Genomic DNA, 16,052 nt, shown 5'->3' with positions numbered 1-16,052 from the left:
ACCGGCATTATCCCCGCCCGCGGTCGTCAATCAAAGGTGTTGTAGGGAATGGGCGGCTCTGGGGGCGACGGTACCCGCTGCCAGCGATCCTGGAAGGTATAGCGCAGATACAGCACAAAATGATTGGGCTCATAGAAATCGGCGCGCTGGATATCCGCCGCCAGGCCGATGTACCAGTGGCGGCCAACCCTGCGCTCAATGGCCGCTTCCAAGGTATAGCCAAAGCCACCGCCATTGCTGCCATCACCGCCCAGCTTGTAGGGCGCATCCTCCTGACTCACCGACTGGGACACCGACGCCCCCAGCAAATAAGACCAGTTTGGCCCCCAGCGTCCGTAGTAGCGAACGGGCAAAGACACGGAGAAATAACTCTGGGGACTGAAATAGCCGCCGTGCCCGAGGGTAAACTCCTCCAGGTTTTTATCGTATTGCAGGTGGGTAACGTTCACGCCGAGACGGAGGTTGCGGTCCTCCTCGGCAATTACCCGCCAATACACCCCGCCCAATAACCCCAGGCGCTGATTGTCCTCCACGCGATTACCCTGCAACAGGTGGGCCTGGAGGCTGCCCCAATACCCCAGCGCGCCGCCCTGGTCGTAACTGAGGCCCAACTTTGCGCCGCTGCGCAGCACACCGCCCCACTCAGTGCCAGCACCGGTCACCGCACTGTCCGGCACTTCCATGCCGCCATAGGAGAGGGTCGTGCCAAGCTCCGGTCTGCGCGACAGGGTCAACCGCCAACCGACATCCCCCACATCACCCGTGGTGCTAAAGCCCCCCACCCAACTACTCTCGCGCAAGCCAATGGGCGTGGTGCCAATATCAGCCTCCCAGGTATCTGCCTGCCAGCCAATCCCAAGGGCAAAGCCAGAGGCCTTTTCCGAGAAGGGAATCCGGCTGCGAATCGTGGGGTCAACCGGGTCGGGGTCAAGGTAATCAACCCGACCAGAACTCAGGCTCACGTAGTCAGCCCGCAGCAGCAGGTGGCCCTCCAGATCGGGCACCGGAATCCGCGCCTCAATGGGTACCTGGCCGGTTTTCTCGCGACCTTCCCGAACACTGTGATCAAAGCCAATAATAATGTGGCCATCGCGCCGGTCCCGATATCGATCAATGCTGGCTTTAACGCTGCGAGTCAGCCAGTTGTCTCCGGCCTGGCGGTACAGTCGCTGCTGTTCAGCCTCGTCTTCTGATCCAGGCTGCTCGGCAACTCGGTCAAGCACCGACTGGCCGCCGCCTGCAGACTGCCCTGAAGTGCCGGCGCCATCCACCGGCGCGGCGGCATCCCGGGCCAGGGCCAGATAGGCAAACTCCTCCGCACTTTCCCAGCGCTCGGCGGATTCGGCCAGCACCATGGCATTACGCAGATCCAACGACGAGGCGTCTTCGCGGCCCTTCAACTGGGCTAATGCCCGGTCGCGACCCGGCTCATCGCCGCTGTCGTGCAAGGCCTGGGCTAAGTCCATCAACGCCGATGGCCACAGGCTATCGCCCTGGGCCAGCAACGCCGTTGCCTGCTCCTGATAACTCTGTTCCTCGCCGATTCGGCGGCTGTTGCGCATGGCGCCCAGGCGGGCAGTGATCTGGTGGCTGCCCTCTATCTGGGCGGACTGATGGAAGAGCGAATAGGCCACGACATATTTTTCGTCGGCCTCAAAGGACTCCGCCCGGGCGAGCTGATACCGGGCCCGCTGCTGGTTGAACTGGCGTTGCTCGTCTTCGCTCAGCGCTTCGCGAACCACCCCTGCCTCCAGCTCGGCGTAGCGATCAAACTCCCCCAGCTTGATCAGAATGTCGCCATAGGCGAGCCGACGGCTGGTTGGCCAGTCTCGCTGGGGTGACATTGCATCGATCACGTCTTTGGCCGCAGCCTCCTCACCGACTTCGGTGTAAAGGTCCGCCACTCGTAGCATTGCGTCCGGATCGTCCCGATATTCGTTGGCCAGTTGATCGAGGCGCTGAACGAAGGCGTCGGTATCCGCCCCGACACCGCCCTCACCTGCAGCATCAAGGTCTTGCAGGTCACTGGCGATTCGCCAACGCAACAGGCTGCTTTCCATCGCCGCCGAACGCTGGGATGGGGGCACCTGCAATAACTGCGCTTGCGCCGCATCGGTTTGGCCTTGACGAGACAGAAACAGCGAATAAGCGAATCGCATTTCCGGGTCGGGATTGCGCCGGGTCCAGCTGGCCATCAGCGAGTGGGCCTTTTCGCTCTCGCCCAGACTGACATAACCATCGGCAATATCAGCCCGCAGCCAGGGCGAGGTGGGCTCCGGATTCAGCGCCTGTTCCAGGGCTGCACGCAGCTGGTTGCGATTGCCGCTGCGCTGGGCGTCGGCCAACAACGCGGCATTGTGATCGGCCCGCAGCCCTCGGCTGCGACTGGCAATTTGCCGTTGTTGGGCAGGACTGAGACCGTCAACAAACGCCAGTGCTTGCTGGCGGCCATAGCGCTGCTCGCGCAGGGCAACCCGTGCCCACAGCGCTGCCGCATCCAGCGGGTCACGATTGAGCGCCTGCTGATAGTAATAATCGGCCCGAGCGTAGCGGCGCTGGGCCAATTCCAGATCGCCATAGCTGACATAGGCCCGGGGCAGATCTACCCGCAGTTGGGTGGCCAGGTTCAGGCGCTCTTCCGCCTCGTTAAACCGGCCCTTGGCGATGAGGGCATCAGCCTCCTTTACCCACGCCCAGTAACTGCTGGTGTCGATCAAAGCCTGCCATTTGCCGCGCAGATCGGGGTTGCTGTTATTGGCCAATGCTTTGCGAAAATACGGCAGTGCCCGGCTCTGCTGTCCGCGACGCAGGTGGATTACCCCCAACCCGCCAAGCACTTCCTCGTCATTTGGCCGACCGATCAGCGCATAGCGCAGGCGCTGCTCAGCCCGGGTGTTTGATTCCTGCTCCAATAGGGCCAAGCCCTCGCGCATCGCCCGGTAATAAGGGTCGCGCATGCGCTCACGCTCTTCAGCGATCATCCGCTGGGCCTGGCGATAGCGATCCTGAATATCCGAGTCCGAGGGGTAGCGCCGGGCCAGCTCCGCATATTCTGCCAGGGTAGCGGCATTGTAAGGACGCCGGGCCAACGACCTCAGCCAGGCATCGGCTGCCTGGCGCCCCAGGTCGGGGCCATTGGCCATCTGTCGGTACAGCGCCAACACATCTGGATCGGCTGGATAGCGGCTGGCAATGTGATTTGCCAATGCCAACTGCACTGGCGGCATCTCGGGGTAGCGCTCGTTCAGGGTCTCCAGCGCCCGCCGAGTGGGCAGCCAGCCATCATTGCGCTGGCCGGCAATGGCAAGATAATCCAGCTGCATGCGCAAAGTGGGCATGCCCTCCGGGAACAGCTCGGCGAATATCGCCAGCGCATCGTCGTATCGCCCGGCTGTGGCAAACAGGCGAGCTTGTTGCAATTCGCTACGCCGGGCGGTAGTGGCATCGAAATAACGCTGCATGGCGACGGTTCGAGCGGCACCGGGGTAGCGCGATTGCATCGTGCTCAGGCTCGCCTCAGCGGCACCCACCTCATCATTCATTAAATGCAGATAAGTTTGATAGAACAGGGTGTAAATGCCCTGGGGTGCCAGCGCCCGCAAGCGCGCAACACTAGCCGTCATTAAATCTGGTCGCGAGGCGGCATCGGCCAATTGGGCGCGCCGCAGAAAGGGCATGATCTCTTCAAGGCCCGGCGACGGCTCACTGGCCTGCGGCGTATCCTCAATGGGCTCAAGCAAGGAAATAGACTGTGCGGTCTCGGATTGCTCGGGAGCCGACGAGGGGAAAAAATACCAGACCAGAGCGCCAATCAGCACGAGCGGCAGCACCCGAACGAGCGACATAAAACTTAGCCGCACTCGCTTGCCTCCCAAGCGGGTAACAGGCGACCCTGCCGGTCAAAGCGATACTGCTTATCCAACCAGCCAAGACCAAACAAACTCAGCATTTGATTGTAGTAGGCGCCGCCACCGCCAGCCGCTGCGGCGCCCTGTAGCGCCCGCTGATGTTGGCTGTTTAGCAAGGCAGGCTGCTCCAACACTGCCAGCATCGGCAATAACGCGGCGGAAAAGCCAAAGGGGCCATTGCCTTTGACTGCGCCGGTAGCGACATTGACATGCTCAGGGGGAGCCGAGCGGCCAGACTTCAGCGCAGCAACCATACCGCCCTGTGATGCCAGCAATTCGGCCCTGGCGGGGTGTTGTGAATCCAACATACCGGTCCACAAATAGGTGCGGATGGCATCGTAACTGCCGGTGTTGTCGCCCGCGCCAGCCACAACGGCGCCCTTTTCGAGCACGAGCCAATCGGGCAACAGGCCGCCGCGAGCCGCTCCGCGCAGGACGTGCAGACCACCGGCACCCAACTCACTCCAGGGCTGCACCGGATAATGGCTGGCCAGCGCGTCGAACAGCTGGAGAGCCAGATAACTGGGATTCAAACGAAACCGGTCGTCACCCTGACGAAAACCGGTGACACCCGGCAGCAAATGGCGCCGCCCTTTGCTATCGATGACGGTTTCCTCAGCAATGATGCGTCGGGCGAGCAGGTAACCCAGGCTCGCGTAGCGATGATTGCCCCATAGGCGCCCTGCTTCAGCTAACGAATAGGCAATCCACACATCGGCATCAGAGGCGGAATTGGCATCAAGAATGCGCCATTGCCCCTGGCCATCGCGCCCCCACAGCCAGGCGGGCAACTGGCCGGTTAAGTCGCCCTCAGCCAGATGTTGCTCGGTCCAGTCGAGCATGTCGGCAAAGGCGGCCTTGTCATTGGCAACGAGGGCAAAAAACATCCCGTAGGATTGCCCCTCCGATGTCGTAATAAGGCGAGCGTCACTGTCATCGATGACCCGACCATCAACCAGGTAATCGCGCTTGAAGTGCTGCCACAGGGGCCAGTCGCAGGTATTTGCGAGACCGGCCAGTGGCAGCCACAGCACTAATGCCAGGGCAAGCCTCACTTATCCTCGTCTCCTACACGAACCCGCTTAGCGGCAAAGCGAGTGAGCAACCGCCAGATGGCAATACTGATCAACACAATCAGCAATAGGGCGCAAAACGCAAGGAAGAAGGGATGCTGGGAAAAGTGGTACCAGATCAATTGGGTCAGCGGCAGGCGCCCGACGAAATAGGAATCGCCCACTTGATAACTGGCCACCTTATCGCCCCGGAAAGTGATTACCGAGCCGTGCATAAAGGGAAGCTTGCCAGAGTCGCGAAGGCTCGCGGTAATCAATGACAGGTCTTTGGTACTCGCCCCCAGCAACGCGACAACGCTGCGGTCCTTGGTCAGCGGTGACTCTGCCCCCAGCAGAGCAGCAAACCCGCCGCCAGCACTGATATTGACGGTTTCCGCCACCGCCCGGGATTTTGCGGCACTCCAGTCACCAAAATTACCCGCCCGCTTCGGCGAGCGCACTGGCCGATCCAGAATTCGTTCGGAGCGATCGAGGATCAGCGCGAGTTTGTCGCCGTCCGGCATGGATTTGGACAGGGCATCATCCACTGCAATCACCACCACATCGCGATCGCGCAGTTTCGCCTTGTCCCACTGGTCAGTCACGCTCAGGGCAAAGCCGGGGTAACCGCTGCTCGCCCCCATAAACCCAGCCAGATTCAGCAAGGTCTCGACTTCGGCTGTTCCTGGAGAGGGCGACAGAACAAAGGTGGTTTCCGACAGGTCGGCCATGCGGGTAAAGGGATACCCGGCCGTAACAAAGGCATGCAGGTTGGGCATTTCCAGGTAATGGGGGAAACCGGTGAAATCGACGGTGGAGTCGGCCTCCACCACCGCCCGATAGTCATTGGCAGGAATGGTCCGGCAAGCGCCCTCGCTGGTCGCCGCAAAGGCAAACTGGAAGGACATCTGGTTCTTCGCACCCACCCGGAAGGCGGGAATACGCACCCGGTTGCTGGAGTCGAGCAAGCCACCATCAAGCAGCGGCACCCTCACTCTTTTGAGTTCGCCATTCTCCCCGCTGGTAGTCAGGCTAAAGGCCTCAACGAACTGATCGTTGATGGCAAAGCTCATCTTGGAACCGGAATTATCGTCAGTGGGCGGGGTATAGCGATAGCGCAGGTCCAGGGGGATACCTCGACTCTGCCAGGTGAACAAATCCGGCGGTAACTGCATGGACACATTGATCGGCGCGGCAAGACGACCGCGCACTTCCAGCTGGTTCAGATCGTCGACCATTTCTCCCAGGCGCATGGGCCGATCGGTACGCACCCAGTTTGGGGCGTCGTAGGGCTTGCGCGGCCGCCGCTGACTGACCTCGTTAATGACCGCGATCTGTCCGCTCAATAGCGCATTGCCCAGGGCGAGACCTTCAACGGCGGTGAACAACTGTGCCTCGTCTTTACCCTGAATCAACAGCAGTTTAACCGCTGGCTTTTCTGGATGACTGATAATCTGCAGGGTGGGCTTTTCCACCAGGGGAAAATCTTCCAAAAAGTTTGGGCGGTTATCGTTGGTCACCATCACCAATGCGTGGCGCTCTGGCAGGCGATTGACCAGCAGCGGAAAGGACGCCGAGCGCCAGTCTGCCAGGGAGCCAAAGTAAGACGCGGCAAGGGCTGCCGCCTTGGCGGTACCCAGCGCATATTGAGGACCAAAGACCACAGGCAGGGTTAGCGTAGAAAAATCCCGCTCATCATAGAACGGCGCGGGCAGCAAACTCAGGTCGTTACTCAGGCGAAGCGAGCGCTTGCGCAACACCAGTTCGCTGTTCTGACTGATCTCCGCCCAGATACTGGGCTCGTCGGGATTCCAGCACTCCCGATCCAGATAGCCAATCAGCTCGACCCGAAGCTGGTTATAGTCGCTGAGATAACGGGGGTCGAGGTTAACCCTCACCTCACGCAACTCGCCCACTTCATCGTCCCTGACGGCAATCACACGCTGCAGCTCGTTGTTCAGCGAGATTTTCAGCTGCGACAATTTCTCCACCAGCGCCGGCGAAGCGGTGTAGCGCAAGATCAGGGTTGCGCCGACGACTTCTTCGTCCAGCCGGGAGCCAAACCCAAGGAAGATACTACTTTCGCTACCCTGCAACTCCAGTGAGCGATTGAAGCCCAGGTCGGCGAGGCTGTCCCGGGTCTCAAACTCAGGTTCCGGCAGGAGTTTGCTGCCCGGTATGGCATTGTCCTGGGAAGGAGCGGCCACCAGCGGCGCGGCGAAGCACCAAAGGGCTGCCGTCAGACAGGATGCTATCGTTAGCTTTAATCCGTTGTGCAAAACCAACTCCTTATCGTTGAACCAGGACACCCTGCGCCACCTTGTGTGGGCGCAGGCTGCCAAACCATGCCAAAGTCTTCACTATTAGATTCGTCAACTGGGGAAGCGGCCAAGGCCCCAAGTTCAGCAGCCGCTTGAAACCATTGATCCCCGCTTCAGACACCTGGCCAAAACTCACACCGGGCCGATCTTCTTCGTAGCCGCGCTGCCAGGTCACCCAGTTGTCTGCTCTGGCGAAGGTACACTGTACATAGTCCACCAGGGCTTGTTTGGATTGCTCCTGCAGACGCAGGCCCACAATTTTTCCGCTTCTAAACACCACCGAGGTCTTGAAGAGGAAGGAGTGGTTCGCCCGCTGCAGCATTACCTGCAGGGACGTTTCATCACCAATCATACCGGCTTCAGGCAGCTCGATGCGCATCCCTCCCAGAGAGAAATCGCGCAGGCTGGCCTGGTAAATCCGCCCCGACGACAGACGCAGGCTCACCGGGATGTCCACCTCCACCCGGGGCGCAGACCGCTGTTGCTTCATTTCACCGGCAACCGCCACCGCCGCGCCGAGAATCAGCAGGTTGTATCCTGTCCAGGCCATGTTGATCACGACCGCCCAAAATTCTTCCTGGGGCCCGGAAACCAGCCGTGCACACCCCCAGATGATACCCAGTACGTTGAGGCTCACCAGCAGCACATAGGGCTTTGAGATCACCCAGTCAAAATAGAAACTGTCCACCTTGCCACCTTTGGCGGTGACATTAAATTTGCCCTTGTGTGGTGCAAACAAGGCAACGGTGGTCGGGCGCGCCACATACCAGGACAGCACCGACTCATAAACCTCGCCCCAGAATGAGTAGCGATACTTGCCCTGCAAAATCGAGTTCACCACCGAGGCATGAAACATGTGCGGTATGACATACAGCAATAACATCGCGGCCGGCGCATAAATAATGTACGTATGCAGCAATAAAAAGACCAAGGGCGCGGTGAGAAATACCATCCTCGGAATGCCCGAAAGAAAGTGCAGCATGGCATTGAAGTAGCACAACCGCTGCTGCCACTTCAGACCCGAGCCCGTGAGCGGGTTATCCAGTCGCAATATCTGCGCCATCCCCCGAGCCCAACGTATGCGCTGACCAACGTGGGCCGACAGGGTTTCTGTTGCCAGACCGGCAGAGATCGGCGCCCGCAGATAGGCTGAGCGATACCCCAGCCGGTGGAGACGCAGGGAGGTGTGGGCGTCCTCGGTGACGGTTTCCACAGCAATACCGCCCACCTCCAACAGTGCTGTCCGCCGAATGACCGCGCAGGAACCACAGAAGAAGGTCGCGTTCCACAGGTCATTGCCGTCCTGAATCAAGCCGTAAAACAGGTTGCCTTCATTGGGAATTTTGCGGAAGTTCGACAGGTTTCGCTCGAAGGGGTCAGGGGAATAAAAATGGTGGGGCGTCTGCACCAGGGCTAACTTCGGGTCGGTCAGGAAGGACCCCATACACACCTGCAGGAAGGCCCGCACTGGGATATGGTCGCAGTCAAAAATAGCAACATATTCGCCGTGGGTGTGTTTCAAGGCATAGTTGATATTGCCCGCCTTGGCATGTTCATTGGTGGGCCGGCGGATGTAATGCACCCCCACTGAGGCGGCAAAATCCTTAAAACTGTCGCGCTTGCCGTCATCCAGAATGTAGATATTGAGCTTATCCGCTGGCCAGTCCAGCCCCAGACAGGCATACACCGTCGCTTGCACCACGCTCAGGTCTTCGTTGTAAGACGGCACAAATAGATCAACACTCGGCCAGGCGTCGCGATTGTCCGGCAGCGCGGTGGGCCGGCGATTAAGCGGCCAGATATTCTGAAAATAACCGAGCACCAGCACCAGCCAGGCAAAGGCCTCAGCCATTAGCAGGATCAACCCAAGAAACAGGCCAAGGCCATCATCCCAGTTCAACGTCGAGGTAGTTCGCCACCAGATATACCGACAGGAAACCACAAGAGACAGAATGATCATCAGCATTGACGGAAAGCGACCCGGGATTTGGCGCAGCACCAATGTGGTGATCGCCAGCGCCGCAACAAAGGCTGCCTGCGCCTCCAGACTAAAGGGAACGGTGATACACAGGCCGGCCAAGGCGGCAACCAGAATCACTAACAACACATCTCGCCAACGAAGCAGGCCAAGAATACGAGGCCCTGCCGCCTCAGGCGGGCCATCCTGAATTTTACGCGCCCTGCGCTCCAGACGTATTACCTGCAGGCGCAGCAGCGCGATAAATTTGAATAACACTTTTTTGGACCGCAGATCGGCAATCCGATACACCTGCTTTACCCGGTGCGCCCGATCTGCCCGGTCTTGGACAAACAGCAGCCACAGGGTCTGGATGGCAAAGCGCAGCAGGTCGCCCGGTACCGGACGACTGAAATTGATCTGTGGGAACAGCCGCGGCAACCATTGCCAGGACTCAACACTCTTAATGGTCGGCTGCAGAAATATATCCGCCAGCACCAGCCAATAACCGACCAACAATCGGCCAAACAGATTAGGCACCACCCCCTCTTTCTCGAAATAGCGAAAACGGCGCTCATACCGGCCCAATTGTTCCGGCTTTAACACCAGCCGCCAACCAATCAGACGTTGCCGCCGCTCCACTACTCCGCCTCCGCCAACTCAGCGCTCACCCAGATTGCCAGGCTGCGAAAATCGGCTGCTGCCTGAGTGAAGGGTGAATACGCCATGACCGCTTTCAAACATGCCAAGCTCTCGGGTAATGCCGGGTCACGATGAATATGCAGGGGGGCAAGCTGCTCCCCGTACTCATGCTTGTAGGTGAGCAGCATGTCGTTACACAGCTTGCGCTCCGGCGCAAAATTATTGATCAATAACGCAGCTGGCTCGGCCAGGAAAGGACTGCTTTCTCGCCGACGCAGGCGGATATAGGTTGCAGGGTTAGTATCCGCAACTCGCAATTCGAAATCGGCGAGGGCCCGTAAGCCTTCCAACAGGGTCGGGTTATTCGACGCATTGCGAAAGGGCAAGTCGATAATCAGCCAATCGCACTGGGAGGTAACGGCTTCCGAACGCACCAGGTTCTTGGCCAGGGTAAGAACCGCGCTGGAGTCGAAGGGCTTTTCAGCATATCCGTAGGGCAATACCAAACGGCCATCAGCGGAACGGAACACCCCTTCCCCAACAGCCTCACCCGCTGCCATTCGGGCTGCCCAGCCATCCTCTGCCAGGGGCTCCAGGCCATAGTGCAGACCGAGAATATTGGCCGGATCAAGATCCACCGAGAAAGAGGGCTGCCCCATCGACTGCAAAGCCGCTGCCAGATTGGCCGCTACCGTTGTCGCCCCAGCGCCCCCAGACAACCCGCTGACCAAAACACACTTCAAGCCTTGGATTCCTTTTCAGCGTCAGTGGCAGGTTGCTCACCGGCAGTCGACATTGCTGTCGTCTCCCGCGTTGTCATCAGTCGCAGGAACGGCCAATGCTGCTGAGCCTGGCGATAGCGCACCTGCTCAACAACCTCGTGGTAAGGCAAATCGCTGTGCCCAAAGGAGCGATACACTGCCCGCACATCTTCACTGATGTCACTCATCTGTCGTCCTGCTGCTCTTTGAAACACGAAGAATAGGTTGCACCTAGTCGACTGAAGCCGAATCGACTACTATGCTGCTGAGCTCAAATGATCCGCGCAACGCCGTATCATCGTAACATCGCTGCTGTTGTAGGCCAGCCCCAAGTACCATCAGGCGTATTCAGACACTATTGGGTAAGGTTCTCGGCAGCACCCTAAACAGCCTTCCAGGGAAGATCAGCCGCGCAATGTCAGGAATACTAGCACTGCCGAAAGAGTCTGCGAAACTGCGTCAGGGCGAAATGTATCTCTGTTTTGCCCAATCCACCAGCGACATCGCCCTGCTGCTTCAGAATATCTGGCACGATGACAACCCGGGTGTGTTGATCTGCTCGTACACGCAGGAGTTTCTGTTTCAATCATTGTCCCCAGGCCTCCATAACCGTTTACACGGACAGCTGAGCAAGGCGCCCCACCACGTCCACTTCTGGCGACCCAAGAAAAGTCGCCCGATGCGAGCCAACTTGAACCGCATCCTGGTCGATGCCAAGCGACTCCATCTCCCCAGGGGCACTCGCGTCACCGTGTCGTTGCAGGACAACACTATTGGACGTGCCTCAAGCCAGAACTTACGCCGAAAACTCAGCGCCTGGCAGCGCTGGGCCAGCGAGGAAGCGCTGCGCCTACAGGTACTGATCCACGGTGATGCTGCGCTGTTGCGGCCAGCAGTAATGCAACATAACGACCTGTTTGCCGGAGTCAGCAGCCTCCAACGCCTCAGCGAATGTCACTACCACTACACCATCCAGTATTGGCGCGGTCCGCAGTCGGTGGTTGCCAGCGAGGAGTACAGCCTGATTATCGGCGAGGATGGGCGACTCGGTGTCAACAACCACGTCGAGACCAAAACTGGCGCCCCTGAACTGACCCAGCCCAAAAATTATGGCGACGAGCAATGCATATATGCCTGCCGCGAGGCGCTCTATGACGCGGGCTCCGTCGACTCCATTGAGAAAGACTTTGCCCGAATTGTGCCCAGCAATGCGGCACTGATTGAGCAAATCGAGATCGCCGATGCGGCGACTTTCGTGTTTTCCTGTGGCACGACCGACGAAGTGCGCGACCTGGCCGGCGCCATCTATGTGTTACGCAAACGCTTCGGTGGCGGTGTAAAACTGCTGGTTCGGGAAACGCGAGATTGCCTGCGCTACTCTGATGAGCAGTTTTTATGCCGGGCCGGTGCCAACCTGGTTATCCCCTATAACCTGGTTTTTTCGGTCTTCATGAATCAACTGGAGGCCCTGCAGGGGCAGTATTTCGGCCGCCAGTTACCCGCCACCCTCGAAGCGCTCATGGATAACTGGCCCTACCGAGGACTGCAGGGATACTTCGAGCCCGCCGATTTTGCTCGTCACGGCATGGAGATCATCGATGACAGCTCGCAGAATGATATTGATGATCTTCTGGTCCAGTTGCGGCCGGCCAAGGGCATTCCCGCCGAACATTGCCTCAGTTTGTGCACCATTCGTCGCGACGGCGACCTGATTACCACTGCCGATGACGATTTGTTTATGCTGCTCCCTGCCTGTCGTCTCAATGATGTAAAGGCAGCGCTGCACAGCTGCTTTGCCTTGCCGGCGGAAGAAATTTTTGCCTCGCAACAGGTGTACCACACGCGTAACGACATCGAGGCACAGTTTGTCAGTTTGATGGCAGCGCAGCATTTTGTACCGGCTGATTGGGGCCGCCGGATGTTACGAGAGGCGCCCAACACACAGCCAGAGGATGCTAGCAATCTATTCGAAGATTCCCTGTCTCTGGCCAAGCCCGCTCCCCTGCAGATTAGGGTGTGAATCATGGATATAGAAAGTTTTGCCACCACACTAAGCGCTGGCCTACTGATCGGGTTTTTACTCGGGCTATACAGCCGGCTGGCGTATCGCAAAGTCCGGGAGCTATTGTTCCGGGTTTACGCAACGCCAAAACACCTCCGCCCCTTCGAGCCATCGAAGATCACTACCACTGCCACTGATTCCTCTGCCGCGGAGTAGTAACTTGGTCACTGAGTCCACCCCCACGCCCCCACCGGTTCAGACCCGCCAGATGACCTTAGGCTGGTGGAACCTGTATTTTCTGATCAAACTCGGACTCTATTATCAAGGCACTATCGATTTTCACTTGCTGGAGAATCTGTGTTTTCTGTGCCTACTGCTCATCCCCCTCGAAAAAAGCGCATTTCGCATCATCAGGGGCATCGTCGCGGTGCCGATCGCGCTTTGGCTACTGCATTTTGATTCCTACCTGCCGCCACTCAGCCGCCTGACCTCGCAGCTGGACCAACTACTGACCTTCGAGATCGGCTATATCTTCGAGCTGCTGCTGCGCTTTATTCCTACCAATGCCTTATTGCCATTGGCCGTGCTTATTGTTGGCTACTACTTTTTGTCACGTATTTTCCGCATCACCAGCATTGTGCTGGTGTTGATACTGATCACCGGTATCAGCAAGCTACCGCCGGAGTCAGCGCCCCGGACCGGCATCACCGATGCGCCCCAAAATACCGCGCGAGTGAGTCGCGACAACGCCGGCCCCGAGAGCCTGACAGATCAACTCGATCAGTTCTTTGCCGCAGAAACGGCCCGCCACGTTGAGTTGCCATCGGAGCTGGGCAGTCGCCAGCAGTTCGACATTCTCCTGCTAAGCATTTGCTCCTTGTCCTGGGATGACATGCAGGTAGCCGACCTGGCTGATCACCCATTCTTCCAGGATTTCGATCTGGTTTTTGAGCAATTCAACTCGGCCACCTCCTACAGCGGGCCCGCCCTGCTGAGGTTAACCCGGGCAAATTGCGGCCAACCCGCCCACAACGCCCTGTACCAGCAGGTCGACAGCCGCTGCCTGCTGTTTGAGCAACTCAAGGCACGGGGCTACGACGAAGCCCTGGTGATGAACCACGACGGCAAGTTCGACAATATGCTGGAGCGAACCCGCCGTTTTGGCGGCGTAGATGTCGATTTGGTGTCCCAGGGCGGGCTTGAACCCCGCCAAAAAGCCTTTGCCGGCTCGCCAGTTTTCGGTGATCTGGCCATGTTACAACGCTGGTGGAGCCAGCGCCTGGACAACAGCAAACCGGTGATCGCCCTGTACAACTCTGCCACCCTTCACGACGGCAACCGCCTGATCGATAATCCGGGGTTGAAGGGCCTGACCAGTTACAAAACGCGGGCGCGGGAATTGCTCGACGACCTACAGGCATTCAAACAAACACTGCGCGACTCGGGTAGACCCGTGGTCATGGTGCTGATACCCGAGCACGGCGCCGGGCTTCGCGGTGACAAAATGCAGATCGCTGGCATGCGTGAAATCCCTTCACCTGCAATTACCCACGTGCCCATGGCGGTCAAGCTGCTCGGCAAGGAGGTGCAACGCACCGGCAACACCGCCCGGGTGGCCACACCGACCAGTCATTTAGCACTGACCCAAGTGCTGCGCAACATTGTTGTCGCAGACATCTATGGGGGCAAAGGCCAATTTTCTGCCGCCAGTCTGGCGGCAAATATCCCCGACACGCGGATGGTGTCCCAGAATGAGGGCAGCACCGTGATGGCCTCCAAGGGGGATTACTTCATTCGCCTCGATGGCGGCGAATGGACCCAGTACCCCACCCAGAATCAGTAACCGAAGGGCGACACCGGCGGCGGGACATGGAATTTAAGCAACTGCGAGATATCAAGAGCTGGAGCATTTACTTCATTGTAAAGCTGCTGCTGTTCGTCCAGGGCCTGCTCGGCTTTCACCTGCTCGCCAATCTTGGTCTGGTGCTGATCCTACTGCTGCGCCTGGAATCCAATACCTTCCATCGGCTTCGCCATGCCAGTGCGGTGCTGCTCGCAGCAGGTCTGCTGTATCTTGACGCCCAGGCCGTCCATGGCGACAGCCTGCTCAACGGCGAGCTCCTTTACTCGGCCAGCCTGACCACTGCCCTGATCAGTTTTGTGTACTACTACAGCCGCCGTTTTATCGAGACCAGCATCTTCGTGTTGTGTGGCTTTTTGTTGGTCGGCCTTAAACAAGCCGGGGTCCCATTATGGCCAGGCATGAACACCCAGCTGGCAAAACAGCAAGTGGCCGTCGATGCTGGGAAAAGTCTCGACGAAACATTGCAAACCACCCTGGACCAGTTTTTTAAAACCGCCGCCAGCCGCCACCATGGATACAATCCGCCCGCCAAGCCAGACTTTGATATTGTATTTCTCAGTATCTGCTCAATGGCCTGGCGCGACCTGGAAGTGACCGGCCTAGACCGCCACCCGCTGCTCGAACGCTTCGACATTTATTTTGATCATTTCAATTCAGCTACCTCTTACAGCGGCCCGGCGCTTATCCGCCTGCTGCGTGCCGACTGCGGGCAGCAGCCCCACGAGTCGCTGTTCAATACCGCCGGCGCGGGAAGCGGTCTGGCCCGCTGCGAGATGTTTCGCAATCTGAGCAGTCTGGGCTTTGACGAGAAGCTGGTCATGAATCACGACGGTGAGTTCGGCGGCTTTCTGCGCCAGCTGCGAGAAAATGGCGGCATTGATGCCCCGTTGACTGCCCAGCAAAATTTGAAGGTGGCGCAAAAGTCCTTTGACGGCACGCCAATCTATGACGATGGCGCCGCGCTGGACCACTGGCTGTCTCAACGCAGTCGCGCGCCCGACACGCCCCAATTGGTGCTCTACAACACCGTTACCCTCCACGACGGCAACCGCTTGTTAAATCAGAAGAACGTCGTCGGTTTAGAAGGTTATGAGTTCCGCGCCCGTCATCTGCTCGATCAACTGCAAGTGTTTATCGCCAAGCTCGAGGCAAGCCAACGCAAGACGCTGTTGGTATTGATTCCCGAACACGGCGCGGGGCTCCAGGGCGATAAAATGCAGCTCTCCGGGATGCGCGAAATCCCCTCCCCCTCCATCACCCACATTCCGGTGGCGGTGAAACTTATCGGCGCCAATCGCCAGGGTAACGAGGCGCGCGTGACGGCCGACAGCAGCTATTTTGCCCTGTCGTCTCTCATTCAGCGGATTACTGAGCGTGACGCGTTTAACAGCAGCGGCTATTCGCCAGCCCAGTTAATTGATGGCCTGCCCACTACCCAGCCCGTAGCGCAAAATGAGGGCAGCACAGTGATGCGCTTCAAGGGCATTTACCATGTATCCCTCGATGGCGGTCGGCGCTGGTCTCCCTACCCGGGAAGCCGCTGAG

The 16,052-nt window shown here is 58.6% G+C and carries 10 protein-coding genes; 4 read left to right on the top strand and 6 right to left on the bottom strand.

Annotated elements, in window-relative coordinates; genetic code table 11:
• Window positions 1-26: 26 nt before the first annotated feature.
• From NCG89_RS15515 to bcsR, 6 genes are read right to left on the bottom strand one after another with little or no spacing between them, the layout of a single operon-like run.
• The gene (locus NCG89_RS15515; RefSeq protein ID WP_251087468.1) at window positions 27-3,860 is read right to left on the bottom strand and encodes a cellulose synthase subunit BcsC-related outer membrane protein; all 3,834 of its coding nucleotides are present in this window, start codon (window positions 3,858-3,860) and stop codon (window positions 27-29) included.
• The gene (bcsZ, locus tag NCG89_RS15510; RefSeq protein WP_251087467.1) at window positions 3,851-4,963 is read right to left on the bottom strand and encodes a cellulose synthase complex periplasmic endoglucanase BcsZ; all 1,113 of its coding nucleotides are present in this window, start codon (window positions 4,961-4,963) and stop codon (window positions 3,851-3,853) included. The genes NCG89_RS15515 and bcsZ overlap by 10 nt, the downstream gene beginning before the upstream one ends.
• On the bottom strand, window positions 4,960-7,239 hold the full coding sequence (gene bcsB, locus NCG89_RS15505) for a cellulose biosynthesis cyclic di-GMP-binding regulatory protein BcsB (protein WP_251087466.1): 2,280 nt from the start codon (window positions 7,237-7,239) through the stop codon (window positions 4,960-4,962). Before bcsB ends, bcsZ begins: the two co-directional genes overlap by 4 nt.
• Window positions 7,240-7,249: 10 nt before the next feature.
• Window positions 7,250-9,880, bottom strand: coding sequence for a UDP-forming cellulose synthase catalytic subunit (gene bcsA, locus NCG89_RS15500; RefSeq protein WP_251087465.1), 2,631 nt, complete (start codon window positions 9,878-9,880; stop codon window positions 7,250-7,252).
• Window positions 9,880-10,623: a cellulose biosynthesis protein BcsQ gene (bcsQ, locus tag NCG89_RS15495; protein WP_251087464.1), complete on the bottom strand. Its 744-nt coding sequence runs from the start codon at window positions 10,621-10,623 to the stop codon at window positions 9,880-9,882. Before bcsQ ends, bcsA begins: the two co-directional genes overlap by 1 nt.
• Window positions 10,620-10,829: a BcsR/BcsP family cellulose biosynthesis protein gene (gene bcsR, locus NCG89_RS15490; protein WP_251087463.1), complete on the bottom strand. Its 210-nt coding sequence runs from the start codon at window positions 10,827-10,829 to the stop codon at window positions 10,620-10,622. Before bcsR ends, bcsQ begins: the two co-directional genes overlap by 4 nt.
• Before the next feature lie 227 nt (window positions 10,830-11,056).
• Here bcsR and bcsE point away from each other — a divergent pair, with 227 nt between their 5' ends.
• Genes bcsE through bcsG (NCG89_RS15470) form a run of 4 tightly spaced genes read left to right on the top strand, consistent with a single transcriptional unit; the run spans window position 11,057 to window position 16,051 of the window.
• Window positions 11,057-12,661: a cellulose biosynthesis protein BcsE gene (gene bcsE / locus NCG89_RS15485; protein ID WP_251087462.1), complete on the top strand. Its 1,605-nt coding sequence runs from the start codon at window positions 11,057-11,059 to the stop codon at window positions 12,659-12,661.
• 3 nt (window positions 12,662-12,664) lie between these two features.
• The gene (locus tag NCG89_RS15480; protein ID WP_251087461.1) at window positions 12,665-12,859 is read left to right on the top strand and encodes a hypothetical protein; all 195 of its coding nucleotides are present in this window, start codon (window positions 12,665-12,667) and stop codon (window positions 12,857-12,859) included.
• Between the two features lie 4 nt (window positions 12,860-12,863).
• Complete coding sequence (bcsG, locus tag NCG89_RS15475) at window positions 12,864-14,486, top strand: cellulose biosynthesis protein BcsG (protein ID WP_251087460.1); 1,623 nt, start codon at window positions 12,864-12,866, stop codon at window positions 14,484-14,486.
• Window positions 14,487-14,512: 26 nt separating this feature from the next.
• A complete protein-coding gene (gene bcsG, locus NCG89_RS15470) occupies window positions 14,513-16,051 on the top strand; it encodes a cellulose biosynthesis protein BcsG (RefSeq protein WP_251087459.1) in 1,539 nt (512 codons plus the stop codon).
• The last annotated feature ends 1 nt before the right edge of the window (window position 16,052 follow it).

It is taken from the genome of Spongiibacter taiwanensis (assembly GCF_023702635.1).
In the GTDB taxonomy this organism is placed as follows: Bacteria; Pseudomonadota; Gammaproteobacteria; order Pseudomonadales; family Spongiibacteraceae; genus Spongiibacter; species Spongiibacter taiwanensis.
The sequence above is the reverse complement of the archived record's forward strand: the minus strand, read 5'-3'. Positions and strand labels throughout refer to the sequence as shown.

What these genes read in the sequence shown, in the direction of transcription:
- bcsG (WP_251087459.1), top strand. Translation starts at nt 14,513, where the DNA reads ATGGAATTTAAGCAACTGCGAGATATCAAGAGCTGGAGCATTTACTTC.
- bcsR (WP_251087463.1), bottom strand. Translation starts at nt 10,829, where the DNA reads ATGAGTGACATCAGTGAAGATGTGCGGGCAGTGTATCGCTCCTTTGGG.
- bcsE (WP_251087462.1), top strand. Translation starts at nt 11,057, where the DNA reads ATGTCAGGAATACTAGCACTGCCGAAAGAGTCTGCGAAACTGCGTCAG.
- NCG89_RS15480 (WP_251087461.1), top strand. Translation starts at nt 12,665, where the DNA reads ATGGATATAGAAAGTTTTGCCACCACACTAAGCGCTGGCCTACTGATC.